This is a genomic window from Burkholderia sp. PR2 (assembly GCF_052372875.1).
Lineage (GTDB): Bacteria > Pseudomonadota > Gammaproteobacteria > Burkholderiales > Burkholderiaceae > Burkholderia > Burkholderia diffusa.
Genome location: NZ_JBQRWH010000004.1, coordinates 738,526 through 756,684, shown reverse-complemented (window position 1 = coordinate 756,684; position 18,159 = coordinate 738,526). Strand labels below are relative to the sequence as shown.

At 66.2% G+C, this 18,159-nt stretch carries 11 protein-coding genes and 1 tRNA gene; 4 read left to right on the top strand and 8 right to left on the bottom strand.

What is annotated here, in order from left to right:
- The first annotated feature begins 11 nt into the window (after positions 1–11).
- Together ybgF and ACT2FV_RS20625 are read left to right on the top strand one after the other, a co-directional pair.
- Positions 12–761: a tol-pal system protein YbgF gene (gene ybgF / locus ACT2FV_RS20630; protein ID WP_059608330.1), complete on the top strand. Its 750-nt coding sequence runs from the start codon at positions 12–14 to the stop codon at positions 759–761.
- A 58-nt stretch (positions 762–819) separates the two neighbouring features.
- A tRNA-Lys gene (locus tag ACT2FV_RS20625) sits at positions 820–895 on the top strand.
- 152 nt (positions 896–1,047) lie between these two features.
- Here the strand turns inward: ACT2FV_RS20625 and ACT2FV_RS20620 are convergent.
- Entirely contained in the window at positions 1,048–1,995 is a 948-nt protein-coding gene (locus ACT2FV_RS20620; RefSeq protein WP_059608329.1) for a cupin domain-containing protein, read from the bottom strand.
- Between the two features lie 129 nt (positions 1,996–2,124).
- On the opposite strand from ACT2FV_RS20620, the gene ACT2FV_RS20615 reads away from it, so the two are divergent.
- Complete coding sequence (locus ACT2FV_RS20615; protein ID WP_006484989.1) at positions 2,125–2,454, top strand: carboxymuconolactone decarboxylase family protein; 330 nt, start codon at positions 2,125–2,127, stop codon at positions 2,452–2,454.
- Between the two features lie 150 nt (positions 2,455–2,604).
- Positions 2,605–3,438, top strand: a complete 834-nt coding sequence (locus tag ACT2FV_RS20610; protein WP_059608328.1) for a class II glutamine amidotransferase — start codon at positions 2,605–2,607, stop codon at positions 3,436–3,438.
- Positions 3,439–3,459: 21 nt separating this feature from the next.
- Here ACT2FV_RS20610 and ACT2FV_RS20605 read toward each other — a convergent pair whose 3' ends face one another.
- The 7 genes from ACT2FV_RS20605 to ACT2FV_RS20575 form a co-directional block, all read right to left on the bottom strand.
- Positions 3,460–4,137, bottom strand: coding sequence for a GNAT family N-acetyltransferase (locus ACT2FV_RS20605; protein ID WP_124902722.1), 678 nt, complete (start codon positions 4,135–4,137; stop codon positions 3,460–3,462).
- Positions 4,137–5,465 (bottom strand): aminotransferase class I/II-fold pyridoxal phosphate-dependent enzyme, encoded by a 1,329-nt coding sequence (locus tag ACT2FV_RS20600; RefSeq protein ID WP_124625046.1) that lies wholly within the window; start codon positions 5,463–5,465, stop codon positions 4,137–4,139. The genes ACT2FV_RS20605 and ACT2FV_RS20600 overlap by 1 nt, the downstream gene beginning before the upstream one ends.
- A gap of 64 nt (positions 5,466–5,529) precedes the next feature.
- Positions 5,530–6,447, bottom strand: a complete 918-nt coding sequence (locus ACT2FV_RS20595; protein ID WP_444504692.1) for a UDP-3-O-acyl N-acetylglycosamine deacetylase — start codon at positions 6,445–6,447, stop codon at positions 5,530–5,532.
- On the bottom strand, positions 6,444–14,063 hold the full coding sequence (locus tag ACT2FV_RS20590; protein WP_444504691.1) for an SDR family NAD(P)-dependent oxidoreductase: 7,620 nt from the start codon (positions 14,061–14,063) through the stop codon (positions 6,444–6,446). Before ACT2FV_RS20590 ends, ACT2FV_RS20595 begins: the two co-directional genes overlap by 4 nt.
- Positions 14,064–14,065: 2 nt before the next feature.
- Positions 14,066–15,598 (bottom strand): LTA synthase family protein, encoded by a 1,533-nt coding sequence (locus ACT2FV_RS20585; protein ID WP_444504690.1) that lies wholly within the window; start codon positions 15,596–15,598, stop codon positions 14,066–14,068.
- Entirely contained in the window at positions 15,595–16,386 is a 792-nt protein-coding gene (locus ACT2FV_RS20580; protein WP_444504689.1) for an SDR family NAD(P)-dependent oxidoreductase, read from the bottom strand. Before ACT2FV_RS20580 ends, ACT2FV_RS20585 begins: the two co-directional genes overlap by 4 nt.
- Positions 16,379–17,584 carry a capsule biosynthesis protein gene (locus ACT2FV_RS20575; protein ID WP_444504688.1) on the bottom strand — a complete coding sequence of 402 codons (1,206 nt, stop codon included), beginning with the start codon at positions 17,582–17,584 and terminating at the stop codon, positions 16,379–16,381. Before ACT2FV_RS20575 ends, ACT2FV_RS20580 begins: the two co-directional genes overlap by 8 nt.
- Positions 17,585–18,159 lie beyond the last annotated feature (575 nt).

The following is an 18,159-nucleotide window of genomic DNA, read 5'->3' as shown; positions in this document are numbered from 1 at the left end:
AGAGTTGCCGTATGACGCACCGTGTATCCTGGCTGCGGATGGCCGCAGCATTCTGCGTCGTCGGCGCGGCGTGGTCGGCCGCGCCGGCGCACGCCGGCATGTTCGACGACAACGAGGCGCGCCGCGCCGTGCTTGATCTGCGCAGCAAGAGTGACAACCTGTCCAGTCAGTTGTCGGCCGCCCAGCGTACGATCCTCGATCAATCCGGCCGTATCGACCAGCTGAACCAGCAGGTCGCGACGCTGCGCGGCGAGAACGAAGACCTGACGAACCGGCTGACGACACTCGAGCGGCAGCAGAAGGAGTACTACCAGGATCTCGACACGCGGCTGAAGAAGTTCGAGCCGCAACAGGCGACGATCGACGGCGTGGAAGGCACCGTGCAGCCGGGTGAAACGGATGCGCTCAACGCGGCGCAACAGCAGTTCCGCAACGGCAACTTCAAGGCGGCGGCGGCTTCGTTCCGCGCGTTCATCGCGAAGTATCCGCAGAGCCCCTACCAGCCGACCGCGCAGTACTGGTACGGCAATGCGCAATACGCGCTGCGCGACTACCGCGGTTCGACTGCAACGTGGCAAGGGATTGTGAGCAAGTTCCCGCAGCACCCGCGCGCGGCCGACGCACTCGTGGCAATCGGCACGAACCAACTCGAGCAGGGCCAGAAGGCGGCTGCAAAGAAGACGTTCGAGCAGGTCGTGTCGCAATACGCTGGATCGAACGCCGCGCAGACGGCACAGGGCAAGATCGAAAGCATCAAATAAATTATGGTGACGGGTTGTTGACAGACCAGCGATCCGCCGCTATAATTTTTTGCTCTTTGGGTCGTTAGCTCAGTTGGTAGAGCAGCGGACTTTTAATCCGTTGGTCGCGTGTTCGAGTCACGCACGGCCTACCAAGATGTCAAGAAGGGGCTTCCGGGAAACCGGAAGCCCCTTTTTCATTGTTGTTGCCTCGCGAGCAGGTGTGCGCCGCGGCACGCAGACACTTCTCCCCTCTTCGATTTTCGCCAACGGTTCGTCGTCGAGCACGACGCCCCCGCCGGCAACCTCACGAGTCGCGCTGCGCGCGCCGCCAGCGCCCCGGCGTCGTGCCGAGCACCGCGCGAAATGCCTTGCCGAACGCCGCCTCCGACTGATAGCCGACTGCCTGCCCGATCTCCGCCTGCCCGCGCTGCGTGTCCTGCAGCAGCGCGCACGCATGCATCATCCGGATCTGCGCGATGAACGCGCCGACACTCATCCCGGCCCGCTCGCGGAAATGCCGTGCATATGTCGCGCGCGACATCGCGGATGCATCGCCGAGCGACTCGACCGTCCACGGCTTCTCCGGCGCCTGCAGCACGGCCTGAACCGACGGGCCGAGCCGCGCGTCGGCCGCAAGCGCGAGCCAGCCGGACGGCACGCGCGCACCACGACCGTATGCGCGCAACGCATACGCGAGCAGCGCCTGGCCGAGCGCGTTCACGATCGCGCCGGCGCCCGGTTGACCATTCGACGCCTCGGTGCGCAGCACGCTCGTCAGCAGCTGCAGCGGCGCGAACCCCGACGCCTCGCGCAACCCGACATGCAGTACATGCGGCAGCGTGCGCATCAGCAGTTCACCCGCACCGCGCGCATAGACGAACCGTCCACACAGCAGGTCCACGCTCGCGCCGCCCGGTTCGGCCGGATCGAGATTCGACTTGACCGGCAGCACCGTGCCACCGCCCGTCCCCAGATCGCGCAGCGCTGCAACCGGCCCCAACCGGCCGGCTCCTGCGTCGAGCAGGTCGTGCGCGCCACCCGCGGGCAGCAGTACGAAATCGCCGTCGGCGAGCTGCAGCGTGCGCCCGTCCGCGGTACGCATCCGGCACGTTCCGGCCAGCACGAGGTGAAACGCGGCCTCGCCGGGCGGCAACGGATCGTGCGGCATCGCGAACGGGCCATCGAGCAGGCAGCGCACGTCGAGTTCGACATGGCTGCGGCCCAGCGATAGTAGTTGACTGAGGGCATCCATGAGACGATCTCGCTAAAAATTGACACTCTAGCGTATCGAAACCCTCAGCGCGAACGATCAGAATAGGTCTGCATCGCCCGAGATCGCGGCGCCCGCCGCCCTCCTCACCTCTTCTCGAAAGGACGCATCATGCTGAACTGGAACGAATACCGGAAGGAACTCTCGACGCGCATCGGCGACATCGCCAAGCTGTCGCCCGATACGCTGGCCGGCTACAAGGCGCTGTCCGGCGCCGGCGCCAAGACGGGTCATCTCGACGCAAAGACGCGCGAGCTGATCGCGCTCGCGGTGGCCGTCACCACGCGCTGCGACGGCTGTATCGCCGTGCACACGGCGGAAGCCGCAAAGCATGGTGCGACCAAGGAGGAAGTGGCCGAAGCGCTCGGCGTCGCGATCGCGCTGAATGCGGGCGCGGCGCTCGTCTACTCCGCCCGCGTGATGGACGCGCTCGGCGACTGACGCGTGCACGAAGGACGCGGCACCCGCCGCATCCTTCATCGACGATCGACCGGCGCAGTCTGCCAACCGGCGAGCGTGCGGCAGCCGCGTATAACGGCGCCGCGAAGTCGGCTACCATGCGCGAGAGGATTCATCGCGAAGGAGCGCTCCATGTGCCGCTGGCTCGCCTATACGGGTAATCCGATCCATCTCGAGACCGTACTGTTTCGCGCGAAGCATTCGCTGATCGACCAGAGCCTGCATTCGGAACTGGGCGCCACGACCACCAACGGCGACGGGTTCGGCATCGGCTGGTACGGCAACCCCGACGAACTGCCGTTCCGCTACCGCTCGGTGCATCCCGCGTGGAACGATCGCAACCTGCGCGAAGCCGCGCGCGCGATCCGCTCGCGGATGTTCATCGCGCACATCCGTGCTGCAACCGATACGCCCGTGCAGGAAACCAACTGTCACCCGTTCCGCCACGGCCGCTGGCTGTTCGCGCACAACGGGCTGATCCGCGATTTCCACAAGCTGCGCCGCGACCTGACGATGAAGGTCGACCCGGCGCTGTTCGCTACGCTCGAAGGCTCGACCGATTCCGAGCTGATGTTCCGTCTCGCGTTGACCTACGGCCTCGAGCAGATGCCGCTGCCGGCGCTCGAACGCATGGTCGGCGTGATCGAGGAAACCGCCGCGCGATACCGAGTCGCCGAGCCGCTCAACATGACGATCTGCGTGACGGACGGCGACCGGATCATCGCGGTGCGCTACTCGAGCGAACGGCAATCGCGCTCGCTGTTCCACAGCACGTCGTTCAGGCATCTGCACGAACTTTATCCGCACAATCCGCGCATCGTCGAAGCGGGCGACGACGCGTTCATGGTCGTGTCGGAGCCGCTCATCGACCTGCGCGACGCATGGGAGGAAGTGCCCGAAAGCACGGTGATCGTCGCGCATGGGGCGGATGTGCAGCAGCGGCCGTTCAATCCGCGGCACAAATAGGCCGCCAAGGCGTTCGCACCGTCAGCCGCGACGCGTGAGCCGCATGCGTACCGAATCAAGCTCGGCGGGCAGCCGTCGCGAGCGCTGACGCGACCGCGTCAGCGCGACAAAGCCGAGCCGCTCGTACAGTGCGCGGGCGCGCTCGTTGCGGGTCAGCACGTCGAGCACGATGTCGCGGCTGTCGTCGTCCGGCAACGCACCGGTCTCGAGCGCGTCGCGCAGCAGTGCGGTGAAGATGCCCGTGCCGCGCCGCCGCTCGTCCGTCGCGCAATGCGCGATGAGGATCTGCCCACGCTTGGGCGCCGGAATCTCCGTTTCGAGCACCAGCCCGCGCAGCAGCTGGCCGATCGTGCGGCGCACGCCGAAAAAGCGCGCCAGGGCCCACACGACGTGAACGTCGTCGAACAACGTCCGGCGCCCGTCATGAATGGCCATCACGGCATGCACGGTGCCGTCGGCGCCGAGCGCGACCCGATGCCTGCGCCACGAGAACCGGCCGTGACGCGACCGGAACGCCTGTTGCAGGAACGCGATGCAGCGCGCGTCGCTCTCACCGAGGAAGAAACCGAATTCGCCGACGCCGGATGCGAACACGAGCGGTGCGCATGCCGCCGCATCGTCCGCGCATGCGGCGCGAAACGGCGTCGACGCGCCGGCTTGCGGCACGTCGAACGACGGCGCAAGCACCGCGGCGGGCATCATGCCGCCCGCCCCGCCAGGCGGGCCAGCACATCGACCGTCCGGCTGATCTGCCCGGGCTCGTGCGTCGAGCAGATGAAGAACCGCAGGCGCGCGGCCTTCTCCTCGACGGCCGGATAGAAGATCGGCTGCACGTTGATCCCTTCGTCGAACATCGCGTTGGCCCACTGCGCGGCTTTCAGCGAACTTCCGGTGATCACCGGCACGACCGCATACCCGGCGCTCGTGCCGGTGTTCAGCCCCGCCGCGCGTGCCTCGGTCAGGAATTGCTGCCCGCGCGCCTGCAGTTGCGCAACCCGCTCCGGTTCGGCCTGCAGGCGTTCGAGCGCGGCAAGCGACGCTTCGGCGAGCGTCGGCGCGAGTCCAACGCTATAGAGAAAGCCCGGCGCCAGATGGCGCAGCATGTCCACGAGCGGCTGACAGCCGGCGATGAAGCCGCCGCAACCGGCCAGCGTCTTGCTCATCGTGCCCATCCACACGTCGACCTGGTCGGGCGCGACCGCGCAATGTTCACGGATGCCCTTGCCCGTCGCGCCGAGCACGCCGAGCGAATGCGCTTCGTCGACCAGAAGGAACGCACCGTGGCGCGTCTTCACGTCGACGAAACGCTGCAGGTCCGGGAAATCGCCATCCATGCTGTACAGCCCCTCGATCGCGATCAGCACGTGCCGGTATTCGCGACGCACGCGCGACAGCAGTTCGTCGAGCGCCTGCCAGTCGTTGTGCGCGAAGCTCAGCCGTTTCGCGCCGCTCAGCTGCGCACCCTGCACGATGCTGTTGTGCGCGAGCGCGTCGTGGACGATCAGGTCGCCGGGGCCGAACAGTGCGCCGATCACGGTCACATTGGTCGCGTGGCCGCTCACGAACGCGACGCAATCGTCGGTCTCGTAGAACGCGGCCAGCGCCCGCTCGAGGTCGCGCTGCACGGGACGCTCACCCGCGACCATGCGGCTCGCGGACGCCGACGTGCCGTAGCGGTCAATCGCGGCCTTCGCACGTTCGGACACGGTCGGATCACCGGCGAGACCGAGGTAGTTGTAGTTCGCGAAGTTCACGTACTCGCGACCGCCGATCTGGGTGGTCGCGCCGGCAACGCCATCGTGCACGCGGAAGAACGGCGAGTCGACGCGCAGCTTCTCGCCCATCTCGCGCATGATCCTGACTTGCTGATACTGCGGCATCGATTCGAAACGACTGCGCGCCGACGCGGCCTGCGCCGCCGGCGTACCGGGCACGCCGGGCGCCGCGGCAGCTTCCGTTGCGCGCTCAAGTTGCCGTTTCAGCGCTTTCGCCGCGAGTTGCTGGCGAAGGTGTTCTCCGAGGGCCATTGCTTCCTTCACTGTTTCTCGAAAAGGCGCTATGTTACGCCGCGCATCATGAAAAAGCGTGGTGTCACGCGTCGGAAAACTCGGCCCACTGCCACGCATCGGGCTCGGCCAGCAGCGCGTCGACCAGCCGGAAATTCATCTCGTGGCTCGGCCGCCGCGCACTCACGCGCGCCAGCAGCGGCGCGCCGGCCAGCGCGAGATCGCCGATCAGGTCGAGCACGCGGTGCCGGACGAACTCCTCGGGCAGCCGCATCCCGCCCAGCACGCGATTGCCGACGATGGACGCCGTGCACGACGGCCGCGCGCCGCGCAGGATCGGCACCCCGCGCAGATAGCCGGCGACGATCGCGGGTACCGCCCACTTCACGCGGCCATAGGAGCGCGACGGCGCGATTTCGGCCGCAAACGCGGCGGGCGTCAACGCGCCATCCCAGTGCATGTCGCCGAAGCCGCGCAGGTCGTTGCGCACGCTCAGTTCGTAACGCGGCGCCGGCTCGACCCGCATTTCGCGCCGCTGGTCGCCGTCGCCGTCCGTCACGACGACGGGCCGCAGCACGCGGATGAAGCGTTTCGGCGCAGCAAGCGCGACGCGGCCGCACGCGCGGATGGCATCCACCCACGGCGTGGCGCTGCCGTCGAGAATCGGCACTTCCTCGGCGTCGATCTCGACGATCGCGTGATCGATCTCGCAAGCGAGCAGCGACGCCAGCAGATGCTCGACCGTGCGAACGCCGACACCGTCGGCATTGCGCAGCATCGTGCACAGCGGCTGCGCGCGGCGCAGCGCGGGATCGACCGGCAGCGTCGCAAGCGTGCGCCCCTGTGCGACGCGCCGGAACGCGATGCCCGTCATGCCGTCTTCCGGGCGCGCGGGCAGGATCCGCACACCGACCCTGCGCCCCGTGTGCAGCCCGTGACCGTCGATCGTCAGCGGACCTGCCAGCGTGCCCTGACTCGTCGCCCAGCCGGACGGCGCGCTCATTGCGCGACCTCCGGCGTCGGCGACGCCTGGCACCCGACGGGCGCCGGCTGCGCATCGAGCAGTGCGCGCGCTTCGCCGTCGATCGCATGCTTCGCCGCAAGCGCGGCGACGGCATCGGTCGCGGAATCGGCGTCGGCATCGGTCGACGCGCCGATCGAATCGACGATGCGTCCGGCCAGCGTCGTCACCGACGCGCCCTCGGCAATCGCCATCACCGACAGCTTGACCTCGAACGCTTCCTCGACCGCGAGGCCAAGCTCCATCCCCATCAGCGAATCCATGCCCATGTCGAGCACTGATTTGTCGAGCGCGATGCGATCCGGCGTCATGTGCAGGATTCGCGCGATCTGCCCTTGCAGCGTCCGGGCCACCAGCGCGATCGCTTCGTCGCGCGGCAACGCGAGCACTTCTTCCCGCAGCTGTGTGCCGCCGTCGCGCACATCGCCGCCCTTCGCCTGCGATTGCAGCAGCGAATACCGGCGCGCCTTCGCGGCGGGCATCCCGCGCGCCACGGCGTGCCAGTCGAGCCGGACCACGGCTTCACCCGCCACGCCCGCCACCAGTGCGCGCTCGAGCGCGGCCATCGCCTCGTCGGACGTGATCGACGCCCCGCCGATTCGCGACTGCAACGCTTCGCGCGTATCCGCGTGGCGCGCGAGGAAGCCGACGTCCTCGAGCGGCCCCCAGGCCATGAACGTGCCCGGCAAGCCCGCTGCGCGACGATGTTCGACGAGCGCCTCGAGGAAGCTGTTGGCCGCGACGTAGTTCGACTGCCCGGGATTGCCAAGATAGGTCGTCGCCGACGAATAGACCACGAACAGGTCGAGCGGCAACGCGCGAGTCGCGCGATGCAGGTTCCACGCGCCGGCCACCTTCGGTGCGAGCACCGCGGCCATGCGCGCATCGTCAAGATTGCGCACGAGGCCGTCATCGATCGACATCGCGGAATGCAACACGCCCTTGAGCGGGCTGTCGCGCCGGACGATCGCGTCGATCATCGCATCGACCGCCGCTGCGTCGGTCACATCGCACGACACGACATCGACCGTGACGCCGAGCGTCTTGCGCCAGCGCTCGACTTCCTCGCGTGCGGCAGCAACGAGTTCGCCGGAACGGCTCGCCAGCGTCAGCCGGCGTGCGCCGTGCTCGACCATCCAGCGCGCGCTCGCGAAACCGAGCCCACCCGTGCCGCCGACCACCAGATACGTGCCATGCGGATCGAGCTCGAGCGAGCCCGCGCGCGTGACGCCGCGCGTCGGGGCTGGCGTGCCGGACGGATAGGTCACGAGCACCTTGCCGATCTGGCGCGCCTGCTGCATGTAGCGGAACGCGTCTTCCGCCCGTTCGGCCGGAAACGCGCGATACGGCAGCGGATGCAGCAGGCCTGCCTCGAACAGCGCCATCACTTCGCCGAACAGGCGCGCGGTCAGCTCCGGCAACGCCCCCATCAGCTGGTCGGCATCGATACCGAAATAGCTGATGTTGTTGCGGAACGGCCGCAGCCCGATATAGCTGTTTTCGTAGAAATCGCGCTTGCCGAGCTCGAGGAAACGACCGAACGGCCGCAGCGTATCGATGCTGCGCACCATCGCTTCACCGGCGAGCGAATTCAGCACGATGTCGATGCCCTGGCCGCCCGTCAGCGCGCGAATCTCGTCGGCGAACGCCAAGCTGCGCGAATCGAGCACGTGGTCGGCACCGAGCAGGCGCACGAACTCGCGCTTCTCATCGCTGCCGGCCGTCGCGAACACTTCCGCGCCGAAGTGGCGCGCGAGCTGGATCGCGGCGATCCCGACGCCACCCGCACCGCCGTGCACGAGCACACGCTCGCCGCGACGCAGGCGCGCGAGTTCGACGAGTGCGTAATACGCGGTGAAGAACGTGGTCGGCACGGTGGCCGCTTCCTCGAACGACAGGCGTTCGGGTTTCAGTGCGATCGCTTGCGCACGCGTCCTGACGCGCGTCGCGAACGAAGCCGGCGCGAAGCCGAGCATCGCATCGCCCGGCGCGAATTCCGTCACGGCCTTGCCCACCCGCATGACGCGGCCGGACAGTTCCATGCCGATCGTCGCGCCCGCGAAGCCGGTCTCGACCGCCTCATCGGACAACAGCCCCATCGCATACATCACGTCGCGGAAATTGAGGCCGGTGGCAACGGGCTCGATCTCCACCTCGTCGTCACCCAGCGGGCTTTCCGGCAACGCAAACCATTCGAGATTGCGCAACGAGCCCGGCGCATCGAACGCGAGCACGGCCGCACGCGCGATCGCGCCATCGTTGCGGGCCGCGTCCTGCGCGGCAGTCAGCATGCGCGGCACCTGCCGCCCGTGTGCGCCCAGGACGACTTCTTCCTCGAGCGCTGCGCCGGTCAGCTCGCGAATCAGCGCGTCGGGGATCCGGTCCGCCGCTTGATCGATGTCGATCAGGCGGCACGCGAGTTCGGGATGCTCGTTCGCCAGCACGCGACCGAGGCCCCACAGCGTGGCCTGTTCCGGATGCGCATTCGCGGTCCCGGCAAATGGCGCGCCGCCACGCGTGACGACGGTCAGCCGCGTGGCCGCGTTCAGCTGCGCACCAAGCGTGCGAACGAGTGCCGCAAGGGCGATCACGCCGTTACGCTGCGCGGCCATCAAGCCATCCCCCGTTGACGATTCGGCGAGCGGCGTCTCCGGCGCGCAGAACACGACATGCGCCGGCTGCCCGGCCGGCAACGAGGCAATCGCATCGGCCGCGTGCGTGATGTCGACGATATCGGCCGGATAGCCCGCGCGAGCGAGCGCATCGGCCAGCCGCACGCCGAAACTGCCGGCGGTATCCGGTGCGTGCACCACGAGCCATTGCTCGTTGCGTGCGAGCGTATCGAGATTGCTCGGATCGTCGCCGCGTTGCCCAACAACGGCGCTTGCGGGGTTGCGCGCGATGACGAACGTCGGCGTGCCGTCCAGATCGAGCGATTGCTCGACGTGCCGCACGACATCGACGTAGCCCGCGCGTGCGAGCGCCGCATCGAGATCCGCCGGCGCCAGCGGCATCGCCGCGCCGGCTTCCGTCGACGAAGCCTGTGCGCCGAATACGATGTCGGAGAAACGGCCGCGACGCGACTCGGCCAGCAGCAGCAATCCGCCCGGCGCCAGCCATGACCGCATCGCATTCAACGCATCGGCCACATCGTGACGGCCGCTCAACGCGCGGTTCGCGACGATCAGGTCGTAAGGGTCAGCTTCGTCGGCCGCCAGCGACAGCCGCTCGCCCGACTGCAGCGCAACCGTGCGCACCGCAGCTTGCGCATCCGCGTCGAACCCGGCCAGTTGACCGGCTGTCGCTGCGATCGTGTGATCGCAGCGCGCGGCCGCGAGATGCATGCCGAGCGTCTGCAGCACGTCGCCGTCCGTCGCGCCCAGTTCGAGCACGCGCAACCGGCGTGCCGGCTGCCATCCGTCGACCGCCTGCTCGACGCTTGCGGTCAGCAACGCGTGCACGTGCTGCCACGTCGGCGATGCCGCCAGGAGTTGCTCAACCAGGCTGTGCCCGGTCGGCGACAGCAGACGTGCACCGTCCTTCGCGCCGTTCAGTACGTCCGGCAATGCCGCGCCGCAATGCGCGAGCAGCGTCAGCTCGGCCACGTGCCCCGGCGATTCGGCCAGCAGCCCGCGCCACAGCTCGTCGAGCGGCGGCAGCGCCGCGCACGCCGCGTCGTCGCGCACGAGCAGCGCGCCATCGCGATGAGCGAGACCATCCTCGACCAGCATGTCGGCGAGACGCGTGGCCAACGCCGCACGCCCGGCCGCCGGCTGCCACGTGCCGGTGAATGCGCCGAGCGCATCGAACGCGCGGAGCGCGTAGAGACTCGCCAGCACATCGAGCAGCGGCAGGATTTCGGTCAGATGCTGCGTCCGGCGGCCGTCGTACCCGGCCGCATCGAGCCGTGCGGCAGCACGCGCGAGCAACGCGCCGGGGGCCGGCAAACCGGCTGCATTGAGGTCACCCGGCCGCGGCACTTCTTCAAGGCGGTAGACGAAACGCGCCGGCAGGTTCTGCCGACGGCCGACGAGATCGACACGCCGGAACCGGCACGCGCCGAGCCGCGCGACGATCGCGCCGCGCGCGTCGAGGAATTCGAAATGCGCGACGATCGAATGCGGGCTGTGCCGGTCGATCCGCACGAGCACCCGCTCGACCGTGTCGCCGCGCAGATAGTCGACCCGGCCGATCTGCACCGGCACATAAGCCGGATGCTCGCCTTCGCGCGCATGTGCCGCAAGCAGGGCGAACAGCGGATGAAACCCGCTGTCCATCAGCGCCGGATGCAGCAGATAGGCTGACAATGCCCGCGCATCGCCGCACGAGGCCGGCGCGGCGACATCGGCCAGCGCCGCGCCGTCGTCCGCGGCGACCCGCACGGCGCGGACCCGGCGGAACGCCGGCCCGTAGTCGAGGCCGATGGCCGCCGTGTTTGCATACAGCGTGTCGCCGGCGGCAGCGGGCAACGCGAGCAGACGATCGAGCGCGTCGGACGGCACGACGTTCGCATCGCCGAGCGTATTGCCGCTTTCCAGCATTCGCCCCGTCACGTTCAGTGTCCATGCGGCGTCGGACATCCGGTCGCGCGTCTCGATCGTGAAGGTCGCGGTGCGCGGTTCGATCACGAGCCGGAACAGCTTAGCCTGCTGCGGCTGGAATACCACCGGCGTGCGGATCTCGACGTTTTCGAGCGCCGCATCCGGCGTATCGAAGAAGGTGCTTGCCGCCGCGAGCGCCATTTCCACGTAGCCCGCGCCCGGGAACGCCGCACCGCCGTCGACTACGTGATCGGCCAGCATCGGCAGCTTCGCCGGATCGAGCTGGTTCTCCCACGCGAACGCGTGCTCATGCAGGCGATAGCCGAGCAGCGGATGCGCGCGGCGCCGATTGACGAGACCGTAACCTTCGACGGTCGGCGTCAACCAGAAGCGGTCGCGCTGCCACGGATAGGACGGCAATGCAGCACGCGATTCACCCGGCGCGAAGCGGTCGGGATCAACGTTCGCGCCATGCGCAATCGCCGCAAGAATCGCTTTCTGCAGCGTCGCCGCGCTGCCGTGATCGCGCTTGAGCGTCGGCAGTGCCACGCCGGTCGCGCCGGCCGTCGTGAACGCCTGCTTCACGTACGTACGCAGAATCGAATGCGGCGAGACCTCGACGAACAACCGGATGTCCTGCTCGATCAGATGTGCGATGCCGTCGCCAAAGCGCACGGGCTCGCGAATGTTGCGCCACCAGTAGCGGGCATCGAGCTCGGTGCCGGCCAGCGCACCACCGGTCACGGTCGACACGAACGTGCCGTTGCCCGGCTGCGACCGCAAGCTCGCCAGTTCGGCCAGCACGACCGGCTCGATGCGGTCCATGTGGCTGCTGTGAAACGCGTAGTCGAGATCCAGCATCTGGAAGAACTTGCCGCTGCCGCGCAGCGCCGCCTCCAATGCCTGCAACCCCTGCAGCTCGCCCGCGAGCGTCACCGCATCGGGGCTGTTGATGCCGGCGATCTCGACGCGCCGCGCCAGCCCATGGCGCGCGATCAGCTCGCGCGCCGCCGCGTCGCCGATGCCGACGGCCGCCATCCGGCCGCTGCCGCGCGTCATCGCCTGCGCACGGCTGCGAATCTTGATCACGCGAACCGCGTCGGCGAGCGACAGCGCGCCCGTCACCCATGCCGCGGCAATCTCGCCGACGCTATGGCCGATCGCCGCGTCGTAACGCATCCCGCGCGCGTCGATCACGCGGATCATGCCGACCTGGATTGCGAACAGCAGCGGTTGCGCGTTCTCCGTCGCGGCGAGCCATTCGGCGCCCGCGCCGGCCAGCCATTCCGCGCTCGAACCACCGCGCATCACATCGACGAGCGACGGGCTGCCGTCGGCACACCACAGCGCGTCGACTTCGTCGAGCGCCGCGCGGAAGACGGTGTTCTCGGCATAAAGCTCGCTGCCCATCCCGACCCATTGGCAACCGTTGCCCGAGAACACGAGCGCGGTGCGCACCGCGTCGGCCGGAGCCTGGCCGGCCGCCACGCAGCCCGGCAGCCCTTCCGGCGCCGGCTGGGCCAGTGCCGCAAGCGCCGCACGGCCTTCGGCCACGCCGGCCGGTGCAACGATTGCGCGATGTTCCAGCCACTGGCGACGACGTGCGGCCGCGACGGCCAGCGCCTGCCAGTCGCCGCCGTTGTCGAGGGCCGCCAGATAGCGGCCCGCGAGCGCGCCGAGTGCGTTCGCGCTGCGCGCGGTCAGGACGAGCGGAGACAACTGCGCGGGAGTCGGCTCGGGTGCGGCCGTCGACGCCTCGTTTGCCGCCGGCGCCTCGGTCAGCACGACGTGTGCGTTCGTTCCGCCGAAGCCGAACGAGTTGACGCCGACCGTCAGCGGCACATCGCCGGCATCGAGCGGCATATAACGATCGGCGACACGCAGACGCCCGCCGTCGAAATCGATAGCCGGATTGGGGGTAACGAAATGCAGCGAGCGCGGTACCGCGCGATGCTTCAGACACAGCACGGCCTTCAGCAGGCCGGCCATACCGGATGCCGTTTCCAAATGGCCGATGTTGGTTTTCACTGAACCGATGAGCAGCGGGCGATCCGCCGGGCGCTCGCCCGACACGACGTCGATCAGCGCGCGCGCCTCGATCGGATCGCCAACCGCCGTGCCGGTGCCGTGCGCTTCGAGATACGCGAGAGACTGCGGATCGATGCCCGCACGCGCGTAGACGCTGCGCAGCAGCGACGCCTGCGCGTCCGCCCCTGGCACACTGATGCCGCCCGGCGAGTGGCCGACCGAGTTCACGCCGGAGCCGGCGATCACCGCATGGATCGTGTCACCGTCGGCGAGCGCACGGTCGAGCGGCTTCAGCAGCACGAACGCACCGCCTTCCGAGCGGACGTAGCCATCGCCGGTTGCATCGAACGCGCGGCAACGGCCGCGTGGCGACAGCATCGAGGCCTTCGAGAAGCTGACGAAACCGAACGGGTGAAGCAACAGGTTGACACCGCCTGCGAGCGCCATGTCGGCTTCGCCGGACTGCAGCGCCTTGACAGCCTGGTGGAGTGCGACGAGCGACGACGAGCAGGCCGTGTCGACAGACATGCTCGGGCCGCGCAGGTCGAACAGGTAGGACACGCGGTTCGACGCGATGCTCAGGGTGTTACCGGTCGCCGAATACGGATCGATCACGTTCAGATCGTCCATGTTGCGATTGCCGTAATCCATGCTGGCCGCGCCAACAAAAACGCCGCAGTTGCTGCCGCGCATGTCGGCCGGGCGGACGCCCGCGTCCTCGAATGCCTCCCATGCGAGTTCGAGCAGCAGGCGCTGCTGGGGGTCCATCTGAGCGGCTTCGCGTGGCGAAATACCGAAGAAGGCGGCGTCGAAGCCGGCGACGTCATCGAGGATGCCGGCCGAGAACGTGTAGCTCTTGCCCGGCTCGCGTTTGGACGGGTGCTGGTAGAAGTCCGTGCCGAAGCGGTCGGATGGGATTTCGGTGACTGCGTCGCGTTCTTCGCGCAGCAGTTGCCAGAAGTCGCCAAGACTATTGGCACTTCCGGGAAACCGACACGCCACCCCAATTATTGCAATCTTACGGTTCATTTTTATGTCGCTTTCTCGGATACGCACGGCTCTTGCGTACGATTTCCGTCATCTTGTACCACGCGCAGCAGCGCCACCCCTAATTCTTCGGCCGCCAGGTCCCGGCGTTCGGGAGCAACTGTGCCGTAATTTCGCCAAATGAAGTAGTCGCTGTGTTGCGGAGTAACACCCAGCTTATGAAAAACACGAGGTAGAGCGGGAACGTGATCGCCGTAAAAACAAACGATCGTTTCACGATTGCTGGTGCGCAGGTAATCCATCAGTCGGCCGATCATCGCGTCCGCATTTTCGACGTGCCGCAGATATGCCGTCAGGTCGCGCCAGGATGCATCCTCGCCGAGAGTATGCCGCGAAGACGATTCTCCAGGCAAAACCTGCTCCAGATGCAGCGGGCCATGATTTTCCATGGTCATAGTAAAGACGAAGCGCGGGCGGTCGCTGCTCGCCGCGTCGAGTTCCGCGATGATCGACTCCGACACTGCGGCGTCCGCCACATACGGACCGGCACGGAGCGCCGATTCAAAGTGGCGGATATCGAGAAAACGCGTGAAGCCGAGCAACGGAAATACCCGGTGCCGCCCGAAGAAATCGGCGTAATAGGGGTGAATCGCGACTGTATCGTAGCCGCAACGGTTGAACCAGGATGCGAGCGAAGCGATTTTATTTCTTGCAAATACGTAAGGATAAAAGCGCGCATACCCAAGCGAAAAGGATTCCGTACCGGTCAGCACCGCGAATTCCGTTCGCATGGTATTTGCCCCCCACGCAGGCACCGTCATCTCGCCATGCCAGACGGCCTCGCGACGCGCCTGGTCGAAGCGCGTGAAGAGATTCGGCTCGACTGCCTCTCCGAGCCGGCGTGCATCGAAGAACGATTCGCTCTGGATCACGACCACGTCAGGGCGCCGACTCGGCTTGCCGGTTGCGAACGGTCCGGCCGCCACGACTTCGCGGAACCGGCGAATCGTCGCGGGACGCAAGCCGTTGAGCAGATAGCCAACGAACACGGCAAAAAAACCGTGGCGACGCTGGTCGGCATCGGGATCGAGTGTGAGCGGTACACGGGCGGCCACGAGCACGGCCAGCATGAACGACAGCCCGACCGTGAGCCAGACCAGCATGCCGGAGCCTACAGGTGCCGGGCGCTCGACGACGAAGCCCGCGATCACGAGCACGATGCCGACACCGATCGCGACAACCTTGCCGACGCTCAGGAACGGCAGGTAAAGACGGGGATGCGAGAACAACTGACTGAATAGGCTCAGATCGGTAAAAACGAACGGCTCACGCAACGACTCGTACTTCGCATTACTGACTGCGGCGACAAGACCGACGAGCGCCAGTGCCGCGCAGGCCGAAATAAGCGGCCGCGACGTGACGGCGAACACCGCGTCGAACAGGAATACTACGGAAAGAATGTGAAGCACTGACGACAGCAGCGGCCGTCGCAGCGGCGCACGCGGGACAGCGATCGCGTCGACCGCGAACGACAGCGCAACGGTGGCCGCCAGAGTCACGGCAAGACGCGCGTTCAATTGACCCGGTCCTTCGACGGCAGATAGGACAGGCGGTCAAGAATCGCGTCGGCGAGTGTGGCGGGCAGGATTGACAGCAAGCGCATGCCGAACACGAGCAGCCCAGGGAATGCGATCTCACTGTGGCCCGCGTCCAACCGGCGCCGGATGTATGCAGCCGCACGTTCGACACTCTGGAGCAACGGCTTGTCGCCAGGAAATACGTCGCTCATCGCCGTCTTCACAAAGCCGGGCAGGATCACCGTGACGCCGACGCCGTTTCGCGCAAGCAGCGGCCGCACCGAATCGCCATACGCTTTGATGGCAGACTTGCTTGCGCAATAGGCCGGCGAGATCGCCATGCCGCGCAGTGCAGCGATCGAACTGACCATGGCAACGCGGCCGCGCCTGCGTGCGCGCATACGGTCAATGACGGGCAGAACCGTATTCAGCGTACCGTAAAGATTGGTGTCGATGACGCGCACCGTACGCTCGAGCCCTTCCCAGTCTGAGGCCGACGCAATCGTGCTGGCAACGCCCGCGTTTGCGATTAGCAGGTCAATCGGATGAAGGGCGTCGAAATCATCAAGCCAAGCGGAAATCGCCGTCGCGTCGCACACGTCAATTGCCCCGGTCTCGACGGCAGCACCACGCGAGCGACAGGCTTCCGCGGTCTCTGCGATCCGTTCACAATCGCGACCGATGAGACCGAGCACGATGCCCGGTTGCGCATAGGTGAGTGCAAGGGCCCGGCCGAGGCCTGCGCTCGCACCCGTAATGACGACGTGAACAGGCCCGCGGCTACGCATCCACACAATCCAAACGGTCGACAGCGCCCTTCACCGCCATCGCAATGCCGGTGTGCGTATAAAAATCACCGTTGATCTGCGTGTGATGCATCACGTAGTCGAGAAAGGCGTGATAGAGGACCATATTGGGCGGTTCGCTGTTGCTCCAGAAGTCATCCAGCCCTCCCTGCCAAGTCAGGCCACGCATATTATATATGGCAGTACCGAGCGCCATTAAAGGGCGCTCATGGTGCAAGGCAGACAAGCCAACCGTACTGTTGACCACTACCACGCCACGCGAAAACTCCAGTAGCGTGGGCAGATGGCCGGAATCAATAAAGCGCAAGCGCCCGTCAATACCGACTGCACGTGCGAGCGACATCGCGAAGCGCCGATATTCGATCAACCCCGTGTCGAGCGGATGATTCTTGATGACCAATGTTGCGTCTTGCGATGCGTGCTTCGCGAACGACCGGATCACCTGATCGATGGCGTCGCGCATGCCGTCAAAGGGCGAATGCACAATGATCTGCGCATCGGAATTCAGTTGCAGCGGAAACAGATAGTACGACCGCCCACCGTCGAGCAACTCTCGCGTAACCGCCTCGGCCTGACGGTGATGCCGGCCCCGCAACAATGTACGCGCCGCCAACCCCGCATATTCGACAAATCCGTTACGCGGACGATGGCTACGGTAGCACGGGAACCGCCAAGCTAACAGGGCGTTCGCGATACGGTACGCGATATCATGAAAGGCTCGCTCGAAAAGGTTGTACCCTGTTGCCACTCCGGGTTGCGCCGATGGAACATGCCCTTGAAACTGAAGGATATTTTCGGGATTGGTCGGCATCAGAGATCTGCCATTGACGCCATGACGCTCAAGCGTAATCCAGTGCGGGCGAATATAGCCTTCCTCGAAGACGTGCAACCGAAGGCCATGCCGCTCGGATACCAAATGCATGTGCTGGTGGATCTCGCGGCAATCGCCGAACATCAGGACGTCCGTAATCCCCTTCTGACGAACGAGATCCGCATACCAATCCGGGAGCTCGGAAGTCTTCCCGCGATAGTTGATGACCTCCCTCGTCCGGCCGTACAACCAGTCGCCGCCGCAAAAATTGACACGGCATACCGCGTGACCACGGGCGGAGAGCGCCTCCGACAACCGACTGAAGAATAGGGAAGCCGTGCCTTGCAGCACAAGAAAGGAGCGAGGCATCGAAATATCAACCAACCGGGCGTCCCGGGGGAATCGCCCTCATTCATCGAATCGGGCTCTGAAATTGGCATTCATCGCGCCGGGATTGCTCGCGATTCGCAAGGCCGCCGAATATAGCATTCCAAACTGAGCGCCCACAAGGCAGCAGATGAAATATGTGGCGTATTACAACGTCCCGGTCGAGGTGCCCTCCGTCACGCCGGCCAATACCCCAACACGCCCTCCGTCTGCACGCCCGGGCTACGAGGCAAACGCCCTCCTTCCTGGGTCGCCGCGCGTCCGTACTCGAGCCAAATCCGACTCTGCTTGTTTTTTATTTTTCTAATCAGACAATTGAACAGAATAATTTTGAGTGCCGTCAATTTTCGATAGCACCCACATGGATTGCGAGCGACGGCAAACGGCCCGCCAGCGGAGCGACGATTACACTCGACCTGTATCCCTATAGTCACAATCTTTCTGTTACGCGCAGCTACATCACTGCGAATTCGCCCCGTGTCGAACGCCACCGCACAACAGAACACAAAAGTGTCAGCTCCGAGTGATATCGTACACTCAACGCAGCTATAATTTCG